The sequence below is a fragment of the Streptomyces sp. NPDC004609 genome (genome assembly GCF_042873655.1).
Classification (GTDB): Bacteria; Actinomycetota; Actinomycetes; order Streptomycetales; family Streptomycetaceae; genus Streptomyces.
The window spans coordinates 51,574-72,896 of record NZ_JBIALS010000038.1 but is presented as its reverse complement, the minus strand read 5'-3'; the positions used below and the strand labels follow the sequence as shown (position 1 = coordinate 72,896).

Genomic DNA, 21,323 nt, shown 5'->3' with positions numbered 1-21,323 from the left:
TACGAGGGCGACCCTCCGCCTTGCGATTGCACGCACCGGACGCCGCAGGCCCCGCCCTCCGGGCGGACGGCGCTACTTTCGATACACGCCCTAGTCCCCCGCTCGCTCGTTCAGCTGGGACAGCAGTCTCGCCAGCTCCGCGATCTCCCCCCGGTCCCACCCCGCGAGCTTGCGGACGTACCGTTCGCGGCGCGCGTCCCTCACTCGGCGGAAACGCTCCAGTCCTTCTTCCGTAAGCCGTACGAGTGATGCCCGGCCGTCCGCCGGATCGGGCTCGCGGACCACGAGACCGACCTCTTCGAGCGCGCGCAGCTGACGGCTCATCGTGGCCTTGCCGACCCCGAAGTAGCCCGCGAGATCCGTGGCGCGCTGGGCCCCGGCAGCTTCGAGGCGGACGAGCAACCCGTAGGCCGCGGACTCGAGTCCGGGGTGCACCTCGCGCGCCATCTCGCCGGACGACGCGCGGGCGCGGCGCAGAAAGACGGCCAACTCCCGTTCCAGGGCGAGGAAAACATGGTCCACGCCACTCGTACCCGTGGGGCGGTCTCCACCCTCGGTACCGCTTCCGTGCACGTCAGCACCCCTCGTACGCTTTCCGATTCGTGAAAGTCTCCGCCGTCGGCACTCGTCTCCGCAGCCTGCTCAGTATTTCGCAGGCATAGACCAAGGGCAGCCCCTTGCCTCCCTTCCCCGGCCGCCCTCCGGATGTGTGGTGTCACCTGCGCCACGGCCGCACGGCGTTGCTCCATCGCGGGCATCGCGGCGGATCGCCGTGTCCCGCCGCCGGGGCGCGGCGGGGGCAACCTGGTGTCCGTGCAGAGATCCGGAACAGCCGTTCCCCACCCCCCGCGGAGGAGGCCCCGCCGCCCGCTCACGACAGCGGCCGGCGCACTCCTCGCTGTCCTGTCCCCTCTCCTCCTCGTCCCCTCCCCCGCCGGCGCGGCCGGCAGCGGCGGCGGGGACGGCGACTTCCCCCCTCGCGGTTCCGCCCATCTCGGGATGGGTGTGATCGAGCACGACGGCCAGGGAAGTCTGCCGTCCGGCACCCGCGCGCCCCATACGGAAGGCGTCGACGTCTCCAGCCATCAGGGGAACGTCGACTGGCCCGCCCTGTGGAACAGCGGGGTGAGGTGGTCGTACAACAAGGCCACGGAGGGCACCTCTTACAAGAACCCGTACTTCGCGCAGCAGTACAACGGCGCGTACGACGTCGGGATGATCCGGGGCGCGTATCACTTCGCCACCCCCGACACGGCGTCGGGCGCCGCCCAGGCCGACCACTTCGTCGACAACGGCGGCGGCTGGTCGGCCGACGGCCGGACCCTGCCGGGAGCGCTCGACATCGAGTGGAACCCGTACGGGGACGCCTGCTACGGCACGTCACCGGCCGGCATGGTCACCTGGATCGGGGACTTCCTGGACCGGTACCGGGCCCGCACCGGACGGGACGCGGTGATCTACACCGCGACCAGCTGGTGGACCCAGTGCACCGGCGGCCACAGCGGCTTCGGCGCGAGCAACCCGCTGTGGATCGCCCGGTACAACACCACTCCCGGCGCCCTCCCGGCGGGCTGGGACGTCCACACGATGTGGCAGTACACCTCGTCCGGACCGATCGTCGGCGACCACGACCGGTTCAACGGCACGCTCGACCGGATCACGGCCCTCGCCGACAGCGGAGCCCCGGGCGAGCCGGTGAGCGCGGGCCCCTGAGCGCGCCCCGCCCCGGATCGTCCCCCGCGTCCCCCGGTCACGACCAGTGCGCGGGACGGTCCAGGGTCCCCGGCAGCCGGGTCGCCGCATCTCCCCTGGCCGCGTTCACCTGCGGCTGAGTGAGGAAGAAGCTGCCCGTCAGATCCGCGCCCGCCAGCCGCGCGTCCCGCAGATCCGCGCCGATCAGGTCCGCCGTCCGCAGATCGGCGCCGGTGAGATCGGCGGCGATGAGATACGCGCCCCGCAGGCTCACGCCCCGCAGATCGGCGCCCCGGAGCTCGGCCCCCATCAGATCGGCGCCCCGCCGGTCCTTCTTCCCGCGCCGCACCCCCGCACGCACCAGCTCGCTCGTCCGCAGCAGCAGTTCGTTGACCCGCTGCCGGTGCCCGGCCACATCCAGCTCCACGAGGTCTCCGGGCCCGAGCGCGGCGAGGTTCTCCGTCTCCGCCAGCAGCCGCCGGAGGTCCGCGTGCAGCGAGCGGGCCGGACGCAGGGTCAGGGCCTCCGTCAGATACCAGAGCAGTTCATGGAGCTGCCGCACGACGGGAAAGACCTCGAACATCACCGCGGCCGACTCCGGTGCGGACCGCCAGTCCGTGCCGCCGAAGGTGTGCCGGGAGACCTTCTGCCCGGCGCCGAAGCAGTCGTACACGGTGCAGCCCGGGAATCCGGTCCGCCGCAGCTCGGCGTGGACGGAGCAGCGGAATTCCGCGTTCAGATTGCGGCAGGGCGTACCGGCGTCCTTGTCCACGGCGAAGTCGGCCGACGCGGTGAAGGGCAGGGCGACGCAGCACAGCCCGAAACAGCTTCCGCAGTCCGCCCGGAGCTCGCTGGTCCCGGTCGGCCGGGCGGTTGTCTCCATCCGCCCATTGTGGCGGAAGGGTGGGATACCCCCGGAGCACGGGCACCCGGGGGTACTTCCCTCATCATCCACAGAAAGGGATCGGCGATACAGATTACGGGCGAAGTGATACGGGGGCGGCGGCCGCGGCAGGCGGACGGCGCAGGCAGGCGGGCAGGCCGAAGACAGGGCGACGCCCCGGCGGGACCTGCCTCCCGCCGGGGCATCCCCGGTATCCCCTGCCCCCTGCCTCCTCACTCCCGCGACCGTGCTCCGGCGGTCCAGCCCCGCTCCCCGTCTCCCGCCTCCCGGCCCGGAGGCCGGGCGGGTCACGCGGCGGCCGGAACCGCCACCTCCGCCGGGGCGAGCGCGATCTCCAGCACCTGGCGGACATCCGTCACCGGGTGCACCTCCAGCGTGTCGAGGATCTCGGCCGGGACATCGTCCAGGTCCGCCTCGTTCCGCTTCGGGATCACGACCGTCGTGATGCCCGCCCGGTGCGCGGCCAGCAGCTTCTGCTTCAGACCGCCGATGGGCAGCACCCGCCCGGTCAGCGACACCTCGCCCGTCATCGCCACATCCGTACGGACCAGCCGTCCGGACAGCAGCGACGCCAGCGCCGTCGTCATCGTGATACCCGCGCTCGGGCCGTCCTTCGGCACCGCTCCGGCCGGGAAGTGGATGTGCACACCCCGGTCCTTGAGGTCGGCGACCGGAAGCTCGGTCTCCGCCCCGCGCGAGCGCAGGAAGCTCAGCGCGATCTGCGCCGACTCCTTCATCACGTCGCCCAGCTGGCCCGTGAGGGTCAGACCGGACGCGCCCGTCTCCGGATCGGCGAGCGACGCCTCCACGAAGAGGACGTCACCGCCCGCCCCGGTGACCGCGAGCCCGGTGGCGACACCCGGCACGGCCGTACGGCGCTCGGCCGGGTCCTGCGCGGACTCGGGCACATGGTGCGGCCGTCCGATCAGGGAGCGCAACTGCCCCGCCCCGATGGTGAACGGCAGTTCCCGGTCACCCAGCGCGTGCTGGGCGGCCACCTTGCGCAGCAGCCGGGCGATCGAGCGCTCCAGATTGCGGACGCCCGCCTCACGGGTGTACTCGCCCGCGATCCTGCGCAGCGCCGAGTCCTCCAGGACCACCTCGCCGGGCTCCAGGCCCGCCCGCTCCAGCTGGCGCGGCAGCAGGTGGTCCCGGGCGATGACGACCTTCTCGTCCTCGGTGTAGCCGTCCAGCCTGACCAGTTCCATCCGGTCGAGCAGGGCCTCCGGGATGGCCTCCAGCACATTCGCGGTGGCCAGGAAGACGACGTCGCTCAGGTCGAGTTCGACCTCCAGGTAGTGGTCACGGAAGGTGTGGTTCTGCGCGGGGTCCAGCACTTCGAGCAGGGCCGCCGCCGGGTCGCCCCGGAAGTCCGAGCCGACCTTGTCGATCTCGTCGAGCAGGACCACCGGGTTCATGGACCCGGCCTCCTTGATCGCCCGTACGATCCGGCCGGGCATCGCGCCCACATACGTACGCCGGTGGCCGCGGACCTCGGCCTCGTCCCGGACGCCGCCGAGGGCGACCCGGACGAACGTGCGGCCCATGGCATGGGCCACGGACTCGCCGAGGCTCGTCTTGCCGACGCCCGGCGGGCCGACGAGCGCGAGAACCGCGCCCCCGCGCCGCCCGCCGACCACGCCGAGCCCCCGGTCGGCGCGCCGCTTGCGCACCGCCAGGTATTCGGTGATCCGCTCCTTCACGTCCTGGAGACCCGCGTGCTCGGCGTCCAGGGTGTTCTTCGCGCCCTGGATGTCGTACCCGTCCTCGGTGCGCTCGTTCCACGGCAGTTCGAGGACGGTGTCGAGCCAGGTGCGGATCCAGGAGCCCTCGGGGCTCTGGTCGCTGGACCGCTCCAGCTTCTCGACCTCCTTGAGGGCGGCCTCCCGCACCTTCTCGGGCAGGTCGGCGGCCTCGACACGGGCCCGGTAGTCGTCGGACTCGTCGGCGCCGTCCTTGCTCTCGCCGTTCAGCTCGCGCAGCTCCTTGCGGACCGCGTCGAGCTGGCGGCGGAGCAGGAACTCGCGCTGCTGCTTGTCGACGCCCTCCTGGACGTCCTTGGCGATCGACTCGGCGACGTCCTGCTCGGCGAGGTGCTCTCGGAGCTGCTCGGTCGCGAGCCTGAGACGGGCGACCGGATCGGCGGTCTCCAGCAGCTCGATCTTCTGAGCGGTGGTCAGGAACGGTGAGTATCCCGAGTTGTCGGCGAGCTGGGAGACGTCGTCGATCTGCTGGACGCGGTCGACGACCTGCCAGGCACCGCGCTTCTTCAGCCAGTTGGTGGCCAGCGCCTTGTACTCCGTGACCAGCTCGGCGACCTGTCCCGGCAGCGGATCGGGCACGGACTCCTCGATCCGGGTGCCCTCGATCCAGAGCGCCGCGCCCGGTCCGGAGGTCCCCGCCCCGATCTTCACCCGGCCGCGCCCGCGGATGAGCGCGCCGGGGTCGCCGTCGGAGAGCCGTCCGACCTGCTCCACGGTCCCGAGCACACCGATCCCCGCATACGTCCCGTCCACACGCGGAACAAGCAGCACCTGGGGCTTGCTTGCCCCCCTGGAGCGCGCGGCGGCCTGCGCGGCCTCGACCGCGGCCCGTACCTCGTTGTCGGTCAGGTCCAGCGGCACCACCATTCCGGGCAGCACGACCTCGTCGTCGAGCGGCAGCACGGGCAGGGTGAACGGTGTGAACGCTTCGGACTCAGCAGCCATGATCTCCCCTTAGGCAGTGAAGTTGAGCTATGTGGACTCAATGCCTGGGGGCCTTGCATTGTTCCCGGACCGCTGTTCGCTCTGAGCGATCAAGGAGAGGCCGGTGGTGAAGGGGCAGCATCCGGCGACCCCCGCCGGAGGGACCACCCGAGCACATGTCCGGATTCATCCGTGCCGAGGGCGGCGATCCCCCATACTGCGGCGATGAGCCCGCCGCCGCCCGCCGCCCCGCTCCTCTCCCCGGGCCTCTCCCGCTCGTCCCCCTCCTCCCCCTCGTCCATCTCGCGTGCCGTGTCCTCCGTTCCCTCGCGACTGCGTACGCCGGTCTGCGCGGCCGTTCTGCTGGCGGCGCTGACCACGGGATGCACGGACACCAGCGACGGCTCCGCCCCCGGACGTACTCCCGCGTCGGCGACGGCCTCCCGGGGGCCCGTCGGATCCGCTCCGGCTCCGCGGCCCGAGCCGCCCTCCGTGCCCCCTACCGCGACGGCCTCGGCACCGTCACCCGCGCCCGGGCGGGCCGGTGTCCTGGTGGTCGTGACCGTCACCGGCGGGATCGCCGGGGTGAACGACCGGCTGACCGTCCGTGAGGACGGCACCTACACCACGGCCTCACCGCCCGGCCCCGACCGGAGCGGCCGGATGACACCCGCCGGGCTGAGGGCACTGCGCCGGGCCCTGGACAAGGCCGGCTTCCCCCGGCTGCCCGCCACGGCCACCGGCCCCCCGGTGGCGGACGGGTTCCACTACCGGATCACCCACGGCGGACACACGGTCGTCACGGACGACGTCTCACAGCCGCCCGCCCTGCGGGACGTGTTCACGGCGCTCCCCAGCCGGTAGCAACACCCCTCCCACCGGCCTCGGGAGAAGTACGGGAGGAGAGACGGAGAACCGGACCGGGCCCTCCGTGCGATAGACAGGGCATGAGGCCGATACGCCGCAAGGGAGCGGACGAGGACGACGACGCGGCTCTGCTGCGGGCCGTCGCCCGTGGCGACGCCGACGCGCTCGCGACGCTCTACGACCGGCACGCGGGCTGGCTGCACACCCGGCTGACGCGCCGCTGCGCGGACGCCGAGACCGTACGGGAAGTGCTCCAGGACACCTTCGTCACCGTCTGGCGCTCCGCGGGATCGCACCGCGGCGGCGAGGCGGGCGGCTGGCTGTGGGTGATCGCGGCCCGGCGGCTGGCGGACGCGCGGCGGGCACAGGCGCGGGAGGAGCGGGCCCGGCCCGGGCCCGCGCACGACGTCCGGGAGGCGGGCGGGGCGGCCGAGCCCGTGCCGTCCGCCGAGGAACGGGTGCTGGCGGGGCTGGAGTACGGGGATGTCGGTGCCGCCCTGGACCGTATCCCGCCCGAGCTGCGGGACGTCCTGCGCGCCACGGTCATCGACGGGCTGACCACCCGTGAGACCGCCCGGCTGCTCGGGATCCCGGAGGGCACGGTCAAGACCCGGGCACTGCGGGCCCGCCGCGAGCTGCGGGTGGCGCTGGAGCGGATCGCCCCGGACACACACCCGCTGGGAGGCACCGCGTGAGGGACCGGCAGACGAACGCCTGGCATGTGAGCGCACCGCTCGCCGCCCGGTACACCGACGGTTCGGCCGCGGAGCCGGACGCCTGGTCGCTGGAGAAGCACATCGAGTCGTGCGGGCCGTGCGCGGCCCTGGTCTCGGCCGCCGCGAGGCGGGGCACGGCGGCGCCCGTGCTCGACCGGGTGCGTACGGCCGTGCTGGCGGAGGCGGCGGCATCGGCCCGCGCGCCCTCCCCCACGCGGGCGGTACGGGCGGTGGCGCGGGGAGCACAAGCAGTACAGGCAGTACAGGTGCTACGGAAGGTGCTCGCGGTACGGCCGAGGCTGCTCCCCACCCGTGCCGCTCCCGTGGGATGGACCGCCCGCATGGTCTGGGCGGCCGGACCGGCGCTGCGCGGGCCGTGGTTCGCGGGGTTGCTGCTGGTGGTCGCGGGGGCGCTGCTCCTGGCGTACGGCACCGGCTTCGGCGAGGCGCGCCCGCTGCTGCTCGCGCTGGCCCCGGTGCTGCCGCTCGCGGGGGTCGCCCTGTCGTACGGACCGTACGCGGACCCGATGTACGAGATCACGGCGACGGCCCCCTCCGGCGGGCTGCGGCTGCTGCTCACCCGGACGGCCGCGGTCCTGGCCGTGTGCGTTCCGCTGCTGACGGCGGCCGGGGCCCTGCTGCCGCCGGTGTCCCGGGTGACCGGCGGCGGGGAGCTGCCGGAGGCGGGGGAGCCGGTGCTGTCGCCGGGCGCGTGGCTGCTGCCGGGGCTGGCCCTGACGGTGGCGGCGCTCGCGCTGGGCTCGTACATCGGTCTCCGGCTCGCCGCGTCGGCACTGGGCTGCGGCTGGCTGGCGGTGGTGTTCCCGCCGGCGCTGGTGTCCGTACCGGGGAGGTTCGGCGCGCGGATCGAGCCGTATGTCTCCGGACCGGCCGTCCAGACCGCCTGGGCCGGGGCGGCCGTGGTGTGCGCGGGGCTGCTCGCCGTACGCCGTTCGACCTTCGACCGACTGGAGAAACTGTGAGCACATCAGCGGGCGCCGGGGCCGGCACCCGGCGGGGGAACGCCGTGGCGGTCACCGGGCTGACGGTCCGGCACCGGCGCACGGTCGCGCTGGACGCGGTCGACCTGGACTTCGGCGTCGGCGTGCACGGGCTGCTCGGCCCGAACGGCGCGGGCAAGACCTCCCTGATCCGGGTGCTGGCCACGGTGGCCGCGCCCGCGCGGGGGCGGGTCGAACTGCTCGGCCGTGATGTGTCGTCGCAGGGGGAGCGGGCGGAGGTCCGGCGGCGGCTGGGCTATCTGCCGCAGGAGTTCGGCTACTACCCGGGATTCACGGTCCGTGAGTTCGTGGCGTACGTCGCCTGGTTGAAGGAGATGCCGGCGCGGGAGGTCCCGGGCGCGGTGGAGCGCGCCGTGGAACGGGTGGGGCTGGCGGGCCGTATCGACGCCAAGGTGAAAACGCTGTCGGGCGGGATGGTGCGCCGGGTGGGGATCGCGCAGGCGATCGTGAACGAACCGGAGCTGCTGCTGCTCGACGAGCCGACCGCCGGTCTCGATCCGGAGCAGCGCGTCGAATTCAGAGCACTGCTCCGGGATGTGGGCGGCGCTTCCACGGTGATCGTCTCCACCCATCTCGTGGAGGACGTGGCCGCCGCCTGCTCCCGGGTGACCCTGATCGAGGGAGGCCGGGTGGCCTACCAGGGTGCGACGGAGGAGCTGTCCGCTCTGGGGAGGGGCGCGCCCGACGAGGCGGGCAACCCGATCGAGCGCGGCTACACGGTGGCGCTGCGCGGGCACCGGTCCGCGACCGGACGGATACCCGTCCCCGGCGCGCCCGAGGGCCCGGCGGCCACCCGATGACGCGCCGCCACGCGGACCGCGCCCTCCGCCCCGCCGGATACGCCCACGGAGGTTCCCGCCCCGGGGCCCCGCCCTCCGCTTCCGCGGCCGGAGTCCCGCGTACCGGGGCCGCCCGGAGCGCGTCCTCACCCACCGACCCCGCCGGGGGCATCCGATGAGCGCCACCGGCACCCCCGCGGACATCTCCGCGGATGCCCCCGCGTCCACCGCCCGGAGCGCCGGCGAGAGCTCCCGCCTCCCGCGCCACGCTCCCCGGCCCCACGCCACCCGGGTTCACGGCCCCCGGATTCACGGCCCCCGGGTCCAGGGCCCCCGGCCCCACGCCACCCGGGTCCAGGGCCCCCGGATTCACGGCCCCCGGGTCCAGGGCCCCCGGCCCCACGCCACCCGGGTCCAGGGCCCCCGGATTCACGGCCCCCGGGTCCAGGGCCCCCGGGTCAAGGGCCCGCGACACCTCCACGGCCTCCGGGGCCTCCGCGGTCCGTCCCCGTACCGGGGCCGCCCGAGCGGGACCCCCGTGACGGCCCCCTCACCCACCGACCTCACCGGGGGCACCCGTTGAAGACCGCCCGTACCTCCAGCGGCAGCCCCGCGGACGCACCCGCCGCCGCCACGGCCACGACCTCCGCCGCCGTCCGGCGCGTACGGCCCCTGCGCGGTGAGCTGGTGCACGGGATCGGGCCGTGGACCGGGGCGGCCGTCCTCGTGACGGTACTGATCGTGATGAACGCGCACACGCAGTCGCCCTTCGCCTGGCCGAGCCGCCGCGGAGAACTCACCGAACTGCTCCGCGGTGCGGGCCTGGTGATCGGCGGGCCGCTCAGCGCCGCCGCCGGGTGCTGGCACGGCGGCCGGGAGCGCCGGCGCAGAACCCTGGAGCTGAGGCGCTCCTTCGCCCGCGGCGGCATGCGCCAGGCCCTGGTCGCCGCCGCGCCCGCCGCGCTGTGGCCCGCGGTCGGCTATCTCCTCGCGGCGGCCGTTCCGCTGCTGGCGACCTGGCCCTACTCCGACGGTGGCCTCTCCCATCTCGCCCTCCCCCTCGCCGACGCCCTCGCGCTCGCCGCCCTGGGTGTCCTCGGCTTCGTCGCCGGACGGCTGGTGCCGTGGCGGCTCACCGCTCCGCTGGCCGCCGTGATGGTCTTTCTGCTGATCGCCACGGTGCGGAGCGGGTACGGGCAGGACCCCAGCCCGCTCAACCCCGCCGATGTGCACGACTTCGCCTGGGACCGGCCGGTCTGGTGGTTCGCACCCGCCTCCGCCGGCTGGCTCGGCGGTCTGGCCGCCGCCGCGCTGCTCCTGTACGCCGCCCGGCGCCGCGCCACCGCGCTCGTACCGCTCACCGTTGCCGTCGGCTGCGCCGCCGCGCTGGTCTCCGCGGGCCCCGGCCTCTGGCGGCCGGACCCCGGGGCGGCCCGCCTCGTCTGCGACGACGGCACCCCGCAGGTCTGTGTCACCGCGGTGGACCGCGCGCTGCTTCCGGCCGTCTCCGCCGCGCTCGCCGACCTGAACGACCGGCTCCGCGGCCTTCCCGGCGCCCCCGTCCGCTGGGTCGACGGGCCGAGGCCCCCGACGTCCGACGAGGCCCAGCTGCCGTCGCCGGGCCCGGAATCCGCGCGCGGCCGGCTGAAGAATCCCCAGCAGTACGGACACTGGGCGGTCCAGTACCTCTTCTCCGAGACCTGCGAGCCCAGCGACCACGACCCCGAGAACCCGGCCTGGAGGCGCGCGTCCGACATCAACTCGGCGGTGATCCAGTGGCTGTCGCCGCCCGGATCCGCCGGGGCGGACCCCTTGCCGGAGACCAGGGAGTACGTCGACCGGCTGAACGCCAAGCCGCCCGCCGGGCAGCGCGACTATCTGGCCCGCTATCTGACGTCGGACACCTGCCGCGCCGACCAGGTGCCCGTCCCGTGACCGCGTTCCGCACGCCCGCGTCCCGCCCGCGGCCTCTCCGTACGAGCACGTTCCGCATGAGCGGGTTCGCCCTGTACGGCCGCTCCCGGGCGCTTCCCGCCACCCTCGCGGCGCTCGTCGCCACGGCCCTGGCCGCGGCGGTGGCCGCGCACTGGCTGCGGGGGCTGCCGGACGCCGGGGAGAGCGCGCGGGAGCCGGTCGTGCTGCTGGGGCCGCTGCTGGCCACGGCGGCGGTGGGGACGGGTCTGTACACGCCGAGCGACGAGCTGGACCGTACGGCGGTACGGCGCTGGTGGCCCCGGCGGCTGCTGCACGTCCTCGCCCTCACGGCCCTGGCGGCGGTGGCGCTCGCGGCGGCGGTCCCCGGCGATCCCGGACAGCACGGCGCCCCCGCGATGGTCCGCAACGTGCTCGGCGCGACGGGGGTGACCGCGGCGGCGGCGACGGTGCTGGGAGCGCGGCTCAGCTGGCTGCCGATGACGGTCTGCACGGGCGCGATCCAGTTCGCCGGAGCGACGGGGGCGGCCGGGGGTGCGGCCGGGTGGCTGTGGCCCCTCCACGCGGGCCCGCAGCCGGCCGCGTGGCTCTCGGCGACGGTGGCCTTCGTCCTGGGCACGGCCCTGCTCGTCGCGCTGGGCCCCCGCCGCGAAGGCCTCTAGCAGCCGTCCGGTCCGCATCCTCCAGGAGCTGTCCGGTCCGCCGGGAGCCGGAACCCCCGCCGTGCGTGTTCATCCGCCGGCGGAGCGGCACCGGCAGCGCCCCGGGCCTGGACCGGGCCCACCTGAGCGACTTCGTCCCGGACGGGGACGCGAGGACCGCGGGCGGTCCAGGGCGCTTCTGATGGATCAGGCTGGGTCAGTGAGCGGGGTCTGGTGCCGTGGATCGCAAGGCGGAGGATGGGGGTACCTCCCGGGCGAAGCTCCGGGGGAGAGCCACTGCGGAGGGGGTACCCCCGTGCCCGCAGGGCACAGGGGGCCATCGGCGACCGACGACAACGCCGGGGGCACCACCCGTGCCCGCAGGCCCACGGGGAGAGACGCGGCACCAGGGCACGCGAGCCCAGCAAGATCCATCAGAACCGCCCTACGGGCACCATCCTCCGCTCCCCGTGCCGAGCCACCGGTCCCGGGCCGGGCAGGTCCGGCCCTCCCGGGCCGCGCAACACCCGCTCCGGCCCGTCGGGTAGCGGAGGACGGCCCGGGGGCACCGGCAGCCGCCGCCGACGGGAACCCCGTCGCGCGGTGGGCAGCCCTCCCGAGGTCCGTCCGCCCACCCCTGTGAACCCGGCCGGAGGCCCATGGCTGAAAACTTGCGGTGAAGCCCCCGCGCCGGGTCAGCATGATCCCCACGCCCACCCCGACCGGAGGTCACCATGCCAACGCCCCGGATCCTCGACCGGCGACTCGGCCCGTACGGGGAGGTCGTGCTGCGGCGGCGCGGTGAGCACTACGAGATCATCGCCAACGGGTGCTTCCTGATGGACACCTCCGACGGCCGCTCGGAGCGCCTGCTCGTCGACGCGGCGTACGACGCGCTCACCGCCCGAGCCCCGGCGAAGGCCGGAAACCGTCCTGCCGGGGACCCTCCCGGGCCCCCGGCCCAGGGCCCCTCTCTGCTCATCGGCGGACTCGGCGTCGGCTTCTCCCTCGCCCATGCCGCCGCCAACCCCCACTGGCGGCACATCGCCGTCGTCGAGCGCGAGCAGGCGATCGTCGACTGGCATATGACAGGCCCCCTCGCGCCCCTCTCCCGCGATGCCCTCGCCGACCCCCGGAGCCTGATCATTCGCACGGATCTGCTGACCCATCTCCGCGAGACGGACGATCGTTATGACGCACTCTGCCTGGATATCGACAACGGCCCGGACTGGACGGTCACCGACGACAACGAAAACCTGTACTCACCCGGCGGACTCGCGCTCTGCCAGGGCCGGTTGAAGCCCGGGGGCGTCCTCGCGGTGTGGTCGGCGCAGCCCTCCCCTGCCTTCGAGGAAGCGCTGCGGAATGCCGGATTCAGCGGGGTAAGAACCGAAGAGGTCCGGGTTGCCCGGGGCGTACCCGACGTGGTTCACCTCGCGGTCGGGCCTGCGTAGCCTGATGCCGGGACCTGCCCTTACTCTGCTTACTCTGCTGAGCTACACACCGGATCTACAACGAGCGTGAATCTCCCGAGAGCGCTTACAGGGGCGGGCGATGGAACAGGCACAAACCACCACCCACAACGGCGTCGCGGCCACGCCCGGCGCCCAGCGCCGGGTGCTGGTCGTCGAGGACGATGCCACGATCGTCGACGCCATCGCCGCACGGCTGCGGGCCGAGGGCTTCCTCGTGCAGACGGCCGCCGACGGCCCCGCGGCCGTCGACGCGGCCGAGGCGTGGCAGCCCGATCTGATGGTTCTCGACGTGATGCTGCCCGGCTTCGACGGTCTGGAGGTCTGCCGCCGGGTCCAGTCGCAGCGCCCGGTACCGGTGCTGATGCTGACCGCGCGGGACGACGAGACCGACATGCTGGTCGGCCTCGGCGTCGGCGCGGACGACTACATGACCAAACCCTTCTCGATGCGGGAGCTCGCGGCGCGGGTGCATGTGCTGCTGCGCCGGGTGGAGCGGGCCGCGCTGGCCGCCGTGACACCCCGCAGCGGGATCCTGCGCCTGGGCGAGCTGGAGATCGACCACGCCCAGCGGCGGGTCCGGGTCCGGAGCGAGGACGTCCATCTGACGCCGACCGAGTTCGATCTGCTGGTCTGCCTGGCGAACACGCCGCGCGCGGTGCTCTCCCGGGAGCAGCTGCTCGCGGAGGTGTGGGACTGGGCGGACGCGTCCGGCACCCGTACCGTCGACAGCCACATCAAGGCGCTGCGCCGGAAGATCGGCGCGGAGCGCATCCGTACGGTCCACGGCGTCGGCTACGCGCTGGAGACCCCAGCCCCATGAAGCGGTGCTCCCGGGACGCCCGGGCCGAGCGCAGGAGGCCGGGGGTCTCGATCTCGATCAAGACCAAGCTCGGGACCCTCGTCGTCGTCTCGGTGTTCATCACGACGGGCCTGCTGCTGGTGGCGCTGCGCACCTCGACCGAGGTCCGCTTCATCACGGTGTTCTCGGTGATAGCGACCCTGCTGATCACCCAGTTCTTTGCGCACGGCCTGACCGCGCCGCTGGACGAGATGAACACCGTGGCCAAGGGGATATCGCACGGCGATTACACCCGCCGGGTGCGCGGCGCGGGCCGCCGTGACGAGCTGGGCGACCTCGCCTCCACGATCAATCGCATGGCGGACGACCTGGAGGCCGTGGACCGGCACCGCAAGGAGCTGGTCGCCAATGTGTCGCACGAGCTGCGCACCCCGATCGCGGCCCTGCGGGCCGTGCTGGAGAACGTCGTGGACGGGGTGTCCGCGGCCGATCCGGAGACGATGCGCACGGCGCTGACGCAGACGGAGCGCCTGGGCCGGCTGGTGGAGACGCTGCTGGACCTCTCCCGGCTGGACAACGGGGTCGTACCGCTGCGGGCCCGCCGCTTCGAGGTGTGGCCGTATCTGTCGGGGGTGCTGAAGGAGGCGAATCTGGCGGGGGCACAGCGGCGGCTGGCCTCCGGTTCGGGGCATCACACCCGGACGGACGTGCATCTGCATCTGGATGTGTCGCCGCCGGAGCTGACGGCGTTCGCGGACACCGAGCGGCTGCACCAGGTGGTCGCCAATCTCATCGACAACGCGGTGAAGCACTCGCCACCGCACGGCCGGGTCACGGTACGGGCCCGCCGGGGCCCGCTGGCGGAGTCGCTGGACCTGGAAGTGGTCGACGAGGGGCCGGGCATCCCGGAGCAGGAGCGCCGTCAGGTCTTCGAGCGGTTCAACCGCGGGGAGGTCGTGTTCCCGCACGGCAAGGGCAGCGACGGCGGTACGGGTCTGGGCCTGGCGATCGCCCGCTGGGCGGTGGATCTGCACGGCGGCCGGATCGGGGTGGCCGAATCCGCTCGGGGCTGCCGGATTCTGGTCACCCTTCCGGGAATCCCCGCGCAGCGAAGTTGACGTATGGTGCGAACCGGGAGCGACCCTTTTGCGTGTACGTAACAAGGGATAGGGCATCTACCTCGTCCTCCGCACCTCCCTACCGTTCGGTAGGGAGGAGTGCCGCCATGGTCGCGGATGCCCGCAGCATGGGCAAACTGTGCTTGTTTCCCGCCATTCCCTGCCATGAAACACGTCTTTCGGTGTGACTTGCGCGACGATGGCTGGCCCGGCCTGCATCTCCCGGCCTCGGAGGCGTAGCCTTTATTTCCGCTGTCCATCACCTTGTGAAGCGGAAGAGGGCGGTTGCCGCCGTGTCGTCTCAGTCCCCCAGTAACGCGAGCTCCTCCGGCCTGAGGCCGGGGGGTGCCCCCACGACCGCCGATCAGAGCGCGCAGGGTAAGGACCCTGCCGCCGCATTCGGCGCCAATGAGTGGCTTGTCGACGAGATCTACCAGCAGTACCTCCAGGACCGCGATTCGGTCGACCGCGCCTGGTGGGACTTCTTCGCCGACTACAAGCCGGGGGGTGGGAGCAACGCCGACGCTCCCTCCGGAGCGGTGACCGCCGCTCCCCCGGCGAGTGCGCCGGCGGCCCCCGCGAGCACCCCGGCCGCCCCGGCGCCGGCCCCGCCCGCGGCGCCCCCCGCCCAGGCTCCCGCTCCCCAGCAGGCAGCCCCGGCACCGGCCGCGCCGCCCGCGCCCGCGCCGGCACCCGCCGCCGCGGCGCCCCGGCCCGCCGCACCCGCGCCCGCCGCGGCGAAGGCACCGGCACCGGCCGCCGGATCCGCCGAGGGCGGCCCCGAGCTGGTCCCCCTGCGCGGTCCCTCCGCCGCGGTCGCGAAGAACATGAACGCCTCCCTGGAGATGCCCACGGCCACGTCCGTGCGCGCCGTCCCGGTGAAGCTGCTCTTCGACAACCGCATCGTCATCAACAACCATCTCAAGCGCGCCCGGGGCGGGAAGGTCTCCTTCACCCACCTCATCGGCTACGCGATGGTCCAGGCCCTCAAGGCCATGCCGACGATGAACCACTCCTACGCGGAGAAGGACGGCAAGCCCACCCTGGTCAAGCCGGACCACGTCAACTTCGGCCTCGCCATCGACCTGGTGAAGCCGAACGGCGACCGCCAGCTCGTCGTCGCGGCCATCAAGAAGGCCGAGACGCTCAACTTCTTCGAGTTCTGGCAGGCGTACGAGGACATCGTCCGCCGCGCCCGGAACAACAAGCTGACGATGGACGACTTCACGGGCGTCACCGTCTCGCTGACCAACCCCGGCGGCCTCGGCACCGTCCACTCCGTGCCGCGTCTGATGCCCGGTCAGTCGGTCATCATGGGCGTCGGATCCATGGACTACCCCGCCGAGTTCCAGGGCACCTCCCAGGACACCCTGAACAAGCTGGGCATCGCCAAGGTCATGACGCTGACCTCGACGTACGACCACCGGGTCATCCAGGGCGCCGCGTCCGGCGAGTTCCTGCGGATCGTCGCCAACCTCCTGCTGGGCGAGGAGGGTTTCTACGACGACATCTTCGAGGCGCTGCGCATCCCGTACGAGCCGGTCCGCTGGCTCAAGGACATCGACGCCTCGCACGACGACGACGTCACCAAGGCGGCCCGCGTCTTCGAGCTGATCCACTCCTACCGGGTCCGCGGCCATGTCATGGCCGACACCGACCCGCTGGAGTACCGCCAGCGCAAGCACCCCGACCTGGACATCACCGAGCACGGGCTCACCCTGTGGGACCTGGAGCGCGAGTTCGCGGTCGGCGGTTTCGCGGGCAAGTCGCTGATGAAGCTCCGCGATGTGCTGGGCGTGCTGCGCGACTCGTACTGCCGCACCACCGGCATCGAGTTCATGCACATCCAGGACCCCAAGCAGCGCAAGTGGATCCAGGACCGGGTGGAGCGCCCGCACTCCAAGCCGGAGCGCGAGGAGCAGCTGCGGATCCTGCGCCGGCTGAACGCGGCCGAGGCGTTCGAGACCTTCCTCCAGACCAAGTACGTCGGCCAGAAGCGGTTCTCGCTGGAGGGCGGCGAGTCCGTCATCCCGCTGCTCGACGCGGTCATCGACTCGGCGGCCGAGTCCCGGCTCGACGAGGTCGTCATCGGCATGGCCCACCGCGGCCGGTTGAACGTGCTCGCCAACATCGTCGGCAAGTCGTACGCGCAGATCTTCCGCGAGTTCGAGGGCAACCTCGATCCGAAGTCGATGCACGGCTCCGGTGACGTCAAGTACCACCTGGGCGCCGAGGGCACCTTCACCGGGCTCGACGGCGAGCAGATCAAGGTCTCCCTGGTCGCCAACCCCTCCCACCTGGAGGCCGTCGACCCGGTCCTCGAAGGCGTCGCCCGCGCCAAGCAGGACGTCATCAACAAGGGCGGTACGGACTTCACCGTCCTGCCGGTCGCCCTCCACGGTGACGCGGCCTTCGCGGGCCAGGGTGTCGTCGCCGAGACGCTGAACATGTCGCAGCTGCGCGGCTACCGCACCGGCGGCACGGTCCACGTCGTCATCAACAATCAGGTCGGCTTCACCGCCGCCCCGGAGTCGTCGCGTTCGTCCATGTACGCGACTGATGTGGCCCGCATGATCGAGGCGCCGATCTTCCATGTGAACGGCGACGACCCGGAGGCGTGCGTCCGGGTGGCGCGGCTCGCGTTCGAGTTCCGCCAGACGTTCAACAAGGACGTCGTGATCGACCTCATCTGCTACCGCCGCCGCGGTCACAACGAGGGCGACAACCCGCAGTTCACCAACCCCCAGATGGTCGCGCTGATCGACAAGAAGCGCTCGGTGCGCAAGCTGTACACCGAGTCCCTGATCGGCCGCGGCGACATCACGCTGGAAGAGGCGGAGCAGGCACTCCAGGACTTCCAGGGCCAGCTGGAGAAGGTGTTCGCGGAGGTCCGCGAGGCCACCAGCCACCCGGCCCCGGCGCAGGTCCCGGACCCGCAGGCCGAGTTCCCGGTCGCCGTCACCACCGCGATCTCCCAGGAGGTCGTCAAGCGGATCGCCGAGTCCCAGGTCAACATCCCCGACCACATCACCGTCCACCCGCGTCTGATGCCGCAGATGCAGCGGCGCGCGGCGTCGGTGGAGGACGGCACGATCGACTGGGGCATGGGCGAGACGCTCGCCATCGGCTCGCTGCTGATGGAGGGCACCCCGGTCCGGCTGTCCGGCCAGGACACCCGGCGCGGCACCTTCGGCCAGCGCCACGCGGTGCTGGTGGACCAGGTGACCAACGAGGACTACACCCCGCTGCTCTACCTGATGGACGACCAGGCCCGTTACAACGTCTACGACTCGCTGCTCAGCGAGTACGCGGCGATGGGCTTCGAGTACGGCTACTCCCTCGCCAGGCCCGACGCGCTGGTCATGTGGGAGGCGCAGTTCGGCGACTTCGTCAACGGCGCGCAGACCGTGGTGGACGAGTTCATCTCCTCCGCCGAGCAGAAGTGGGGCCAGACGTCCGGCGTCACCCTGCTGCTGCCGCACGGTTACGAGGGCCAGGGCCCGGACCACTCGTCCGCCCGCCCGGAGCGGTTCCTCCAGATGTGCGCGCAGAACAACATGACGGTCGCGATGCCGACCCTGCCGTCGAACTACTTCCACCTGCTGCGCTGGCAGGTCCACAACCCGCACCACAAGCCGCTGATCGTCTTCACCCCGAAGTCGATGCTCCGGCTCAAGGCGGCGGCGTCGAAGGCGGAGGAGTTCCTCGCGGGCGGCTTCCGTCCGGTCATCGGCGACGAATCGGTGGACCCGGCGGCCGTGCGCAAGGTCGTCTTCACCTCCGGCAAGGTGTACTACGACCTGGAGGCGGAGCGCCGCAAGCGCGGTACGACGGACACGGCGATCATCCGGCTGGAGCGGCTGTACCCGCTGCCGGGCGCGGAACTCCAGGCCGAGATCGCCAAGTTCCCGAACGCGGAGAAGTACCTCTGGGCGCAGGAGGAGCCGGCGAACCAGGGTGCGTGGCCGTTCATCGCGCTCAACCTGATCGACCACCTCGACCTGGCGGTCGGCGCGGACGTCCCCCACGGCGAGCGCCTGCGGCGGATCTCCCGCCCGCACAGCTCGTCCCCCGCGGTGGGCTCGGCGAAGCGCCACCAGGCGGAGCAGCAGCAGCTGGTGAGCGAGGTCTTCGACGCGTAGCGCTCGGGCGCGGTGCGTTTGAGGGGGCCCGGCCCCACGCGAACTCCGCGTGGGGCCGGGCCCCTTGCCGGTTGCTCCGGTCGCTCGGTTGTCCCGGTTCGCTCCGGGCGCGGGCGGCCCCGCCCAGGTGAACCTTGCCCGTGCTACGGGTCCGTCCTCAAACGCCGGACGGGCTGAAGGGAACGGCCCTCGTCGCCCGGGCCCCGGCGGAGTGGGCCGCACCCACGGCCAAGGTCCGTCCTCAAACGCCGGACCGGCTGAAATCGACGGCCCTCCTCGCCCAGGCCCCGGCGAGCTACCCGCACCCACGGCCAAGGTCCGTCCTCAAACGCCGGACGGGCTGGAATGGCCCAGGGGCCGTCCTCACACGCCGGACCGGCTGAATCGACGGCCCGCCCCATCCGCCAGGCCGGCTGGGGAGAGGGCCTGGGCGGGTTGGGGCGGCTGGGTTGGCGAGCCGAGCAAAATCAGCCCCGCCGGCGATTGAGGCGCCGGGTCCGGGGCAGAGCCCCGAAGGCCGGGACCAGGCGACCCCAACCAACCCGGAGAGCCGACACAACCAGCCCCGCCGGCAAGTGACGCGCCGGATCCAGGGCAGAGCCCCGGTGGCGGGCCCGTGGGCCTATGGCGTGGCCGGAACCGTAGGGGCCTGGGACGGCGGCTGGGGCGGCGCCGGCGGATGCGGTGGCCGCGGGGGCGGCTGGAGCACGGGCAGGGGCTGCGTGGCCTGCGGCCCCCCCTGCGGCTGCGCGGACTTCGAGATCCCCCGGGTCTGCCGGGCATGGCGGGGCGCCTTTGACCTGCGTGTTCGCGGAGGTGGCTGGGGCGTCTGGGCCACCCGGGGCTGCGGGATCTCCGCGTTCAGCGGTGGCTGAGGGGCCTGTGCGGGCACCGGAGGCAACAGCGCGGTGACGGCCTCGGACGCCGGTGCCGCTGCCGCTGCCGTCGCGGGAACAGGAACAGGTGCCGAAACAGGGGGAGGGGCAGGCGCCGCCCAGGGCTGCGCCCCTCCGGGCGCCTGCGGCGCGAGATCGGCGACAGCCAGGGCGGAGGGCGCGGTCCCGCCCGCCTGGGCCGCCGGACGGGGCTGCCCGGGTATCCGGACCGCCCCCGGCACCTGGGGCGGCCGCGCCCCCGAGGGCGCACCCGGTACCTGACCCTGCTGAGCCATCGGCGGCGCCCCGGCCGCCTGGGCGGGCGGACCCGTCCGAGAGGGCTGAGCCCCCACCGGCGCTCCGGCCGCCCGGGCCGCCGCGGGTGCCCCCGGTATCCGTCCCGGCACCGTCGCCACCGGCCCCTGACCGGCCGGAGGCGTCGCACCGTTACGGACTGCCGCAGGCACCCCGGCTCCCTGCGCGGGCCGCGACTGCCCGCCCCCCTGAACCACGCCAGGCGCACCGCCACCCTGAGCCACCCCGGGCGCACCAGCCGCCTGACCGGGCCTCTGAGCCATCCCGGCCGCCCGGGGAGACCCACCGGCCGGAGCCACCGGCCCCTGCCTGGCCACGGCCACCCCGGGCCCGCCCACCGTCTGCCCCGGCCGCGACTGCCCGCCGCCCTGAGCCACAGCAGGCACACCGGCCCCCTGACCGGGCCTCTGAGCCGCACCGGGAACACCGCCGCCCTGAACCACCCCGGGCGCCACCGGCTGCCGGTGCTGACCCACCCCGGCCACCCCGGCCCCCCGGGGAGCCCCCGCCCCCGGAGCCGCCACGGACACAGGCGCGGGCGCGGACACAGGCCCAGGCGCAGACGCAGGCGCGCCGGATGCCGCAGCCGCCGCGGGTCCACCGGGCTGCGCGGGCCTGCCCGGGCCGGGCCCGCCCCGGGCAGGCGCGGGTGCTCCGGGGCCCTGGGGCACTCCGGCCGCCGGGGGTGTGCGACCGGGCGGAGGCGTCCCCGCGGGCGCGGCCGCGCCGACCGGGCGGGCCTGTGCGGGCGGAGCCGTACGGGGGTGTCCGGCCGCCGCGGGCACCTGCCGGGCAGGTGGTGGGACAGCCGCCGGCAGGGCCCCGGGTGCCTGGGCGGGCGCGGCCACCCGGGACGCCGGGGCCGGGGCGGGCGTGGCCGGGGGAAGTGCCGTTCCGGGGCGCTGCGGACCCGCCGCGGGGGCCCGTACGACCGGAGGCTGCGCGCCCGGCGCCCGTATCGGCGCCTGTCCCCGTATCGGCGCCTGGGCCGGACCCCCGGCCACGACCGGCTGGTCCTTGAGCTGCCAGGTCAGCGTGACCTGCACGGACGCCGCCGCATCTCCCGCCGCGAGGACCGCCAGCGCCGCGCCCGACTCCGCGGTCAGCTCGATCCCGAAGGAGACGCTCGCCTCATCGGGCCGGGCCGCCGCCGCTGCCTCCAGCACGGAGGCGCCGACCTCGGTGATCAGCCGCTCCAGCTGGTGGACCTTGGCGGCCGGGTTCTCGATGAAACCTTTGCCCTCGTTGTTGCCTCCCTGTGCCCCTTCGGGCACGGAGAGCCGGGCGAGCACGATCGCTCCCCCGGGCAGCTCGATCCGCTGGACGCGTCCGCTCACGGTATCCCCCGTTCTTCACGGC

The 21,323-nt window shown here is 73.5% G+C and carries 15 protein-coding genes; 11 read left to right on the top strand and 4 right to left on the bottom strand.

The features are described from left to right. Positions 1 to 90 precede the first annotated feature (90 nt). Positions 91 to 573 (bottom strand): MarR family winged helix-turn-helix transcriptional regulator, encoded by a 483-nt coding sequence (locus tag ACFYT4_RS29790; protein WP_389275724.1) that lies wholly within the window; start codon positions 571 to 573, stop codon positions 91 to 93. A 234-nt stretch (positions 574 to 807) separates the two neighbouring features. On the opposite strand from ACFYT4_RS29790, the gene ACFYT4_RS29785 reads away from it, so the two are divergent. Next, positions 808 to 1,713: a lysozyme gene (locus tag ACFYT4_RS29785; protein ID WP_389275721.1), complete on the top strand. Its 906-nt coding sequence runs from the start codon at positions 808 to 810 to the stop codon at positions 1,711 to 1,713. Positions 1,714 to 1,750: 37 nt separating this feature from the next. Here ACFYT4_RS29785 and ACFYT4_RS29780 read toward each other — a convergent pair whose 3' ends face one another. Both ACFYT4_RS29780 and lon read right to left on the bottom strand, forming a co-directional pair. Further along, positions 1,751 to 2,575 carry a pentapeptide repeat-containing protein gene (locus ACFYT4_RS29780; protein ID WP_389275718.1) on the bottom strand — a complete coding sequence of 275 codons (825 nt, stop codon included), beginning with the start codon at positions 2,573 to 2,575 and terminating at the stop codon, positions 1,751 to 1,753. A gap of 308 nt (positions 2,576 to 2,883) precedes the next feature. After that, positions 2,884 to 5,304 carry an endopeptidase La gene (gene lon, locus ACFYT4_RS29775; RefSeq protein ID WP_389275715.1) on the bottom strand — a complete coding sequence of 807 codons (2,421 nt, stop codon included), beginning with the start codon at positions 5,302 to 5,304 and terminating at the stop codon, positions 2,884 to 2,886. A gap of 204 nt (positions 5,305 to 5,508) precedes the next feature. Between lon and ACFYT4_RS29770 the strand changes: the two genes are divergently transcribed. The 10 genes from ACFYT4_RS29770 to ACFYT4_RS29725 all read left to right on the top strand — a co-directional run bounded on the left by ACFYT4_RS29770 (position 5,509) and on the right by ACFYT4_RS29725 (position 18,774). After that, positions 5,509 to 6,147 carry a hypothetical protein gene (locus tag ACFYT4_RS29770; protein ID WP_389275712.1) on the top strand — a complete coding sequence of 213 codons (639 nt, stop codon included), beginning with the start codon at positions 5,509 to 5,511 and terminating at the stop codon, positions 6,145 to 6,147. A gap of 83 nt (positions 6,148 to 6,230) precedes the next feature. Then, entirely contained in the window at positions 6,231 to 6,845 is a 615-nt protein-coding gene (locus ACFYT4_RS29765) for an RNA polymerase sigma factor (RefSeq protein WP_389275709.1), read from the top strand. Then, a complete protein-coding gene (locus ACFYT4_RS29760; protein ID WP_389275706.1) occupies positions 6,842 to 7,849 on the top strand; it encodes a zf-HC2 domain-containing protein in 1,008 nt (335 codons plus the stop codon). The genes ACFYT4_RS29765 and ACFYT4_RS29760 overlap by 4 nt, the downstream gene beginning before the upstream one ends. Next, positions 7,846 to 8,688: an ABC transporter ATP-binding protein gene (locus ACFYT4_RS29755; RefSeq protein WP_389275703.1), complete on the top strand. Its 843-nt coding sequence runs from the start codon at positions 7,846 to 7,848 to the stop codon at positions 8,686 to 8,688. The genes ACFYT4_RS29760 and ACFYT4_RS29755 overlap by 4 nt, the downstream gene beginning before the upstream one ends. Positions 8,689 to 9,246: 558 nt before the next feature. After that, the gene (locus ACFYT4_RS29750; RefSeq protein ID WP_389275700.1) at positions 9,247 to 10,602 is read left to right on the top strand and encodes a hypothetical protein; all 1,356 of its coding nucleotides are present in this window, start codon (positions 9,247 to 9,249) and stop codon (positions 10,600 to 10,602) included. A gap of 56 nt (positions 10,603 to 10,658) precedes the next feature. Continuing rightward, complete coding sequence (locus ACFYT4_RS29745; RefSeq protein WP_389275697.1) at positions 10,659 to 11,261, top strand: hypothetical protein; 603 nt, start codon at positions 10,659 to 10,661, stop codon at positions 11,259 to 11,261. Positions 11,262 to 11,974: 713 nt separating this feature from the next. Continuing rightward, positions 11,975 to 12,694 carry a spermidine synthase gene (locus tag ACFYT4_RS29740; protein ID WP_389275694.1) on the top strand — a complete coding sequence of 240 codons (720 nt, stop codon included), beginning with the start codon at positions 11,975 to 11,977 and terminating at the stop codon, positions 12,692 to 12,694. 100 nt (positions 12,695 to 12,794) lie between these two features. Beyond that, a complete protein-coding gene (locus tag ACFYT4_RS29735; RefSeq protein WP_389275691.1) occupies positions 12,795 to 13,535 on the top strand; it encodes a response regulator transcription factor in 741 nt (246 codons plus the stop codon). Then, positions 13,532 to 14,632, top strand: coding sequence for an ATP-binding protein (locus tag ACFYT4_RS29730; RefSeq protein ID WP_389275688.1), 1,101 nt, complete (start codon positions 13,532 to 13,534; stop codon positions 14,630 to 14,632). The genes ACFYT4_RS29735 and ACFYT4_RS29730 overlap by 4 nt, the downstream gene beginning before the upstream one ends. Positions 14,633 to 14,925: 293 nt before the next feature. After that, positions 14,926 to 18,774 (top strand): multifunctional oxoglutarate decarboxylase/oxoglutarate dehydrogenase thiamine pyrophosphate-binding subunit/dihydrolipoyllysine-residue succinyltransferase subunit, encoded by a 3,849-nt coding sequence (locus ACFYT4_RS29725; protein WP_389275685.1) that lies wholly within the window; start codon positions 14,926 to 14,928, stop codon positions 18,772 to 18,774. 622 nt (positions 18,775 to 19,396) lie between these two features. Here ACFYT4_RS29725 and ACFYT4_RS29720 read toward each other — a convergent pair. Beyond that, entirely contained in the window at positions 19,397 to 21,238 is a 1,842-nt protein-coding gene (locus tag ACFYT4_RS29720; RefSeq protein ID WP_389275740.1) for a CU044_2847 family protein, read from the bottom strand. Positions 21,239 to 21,323 lie beyond the last annotated feature (85 nt).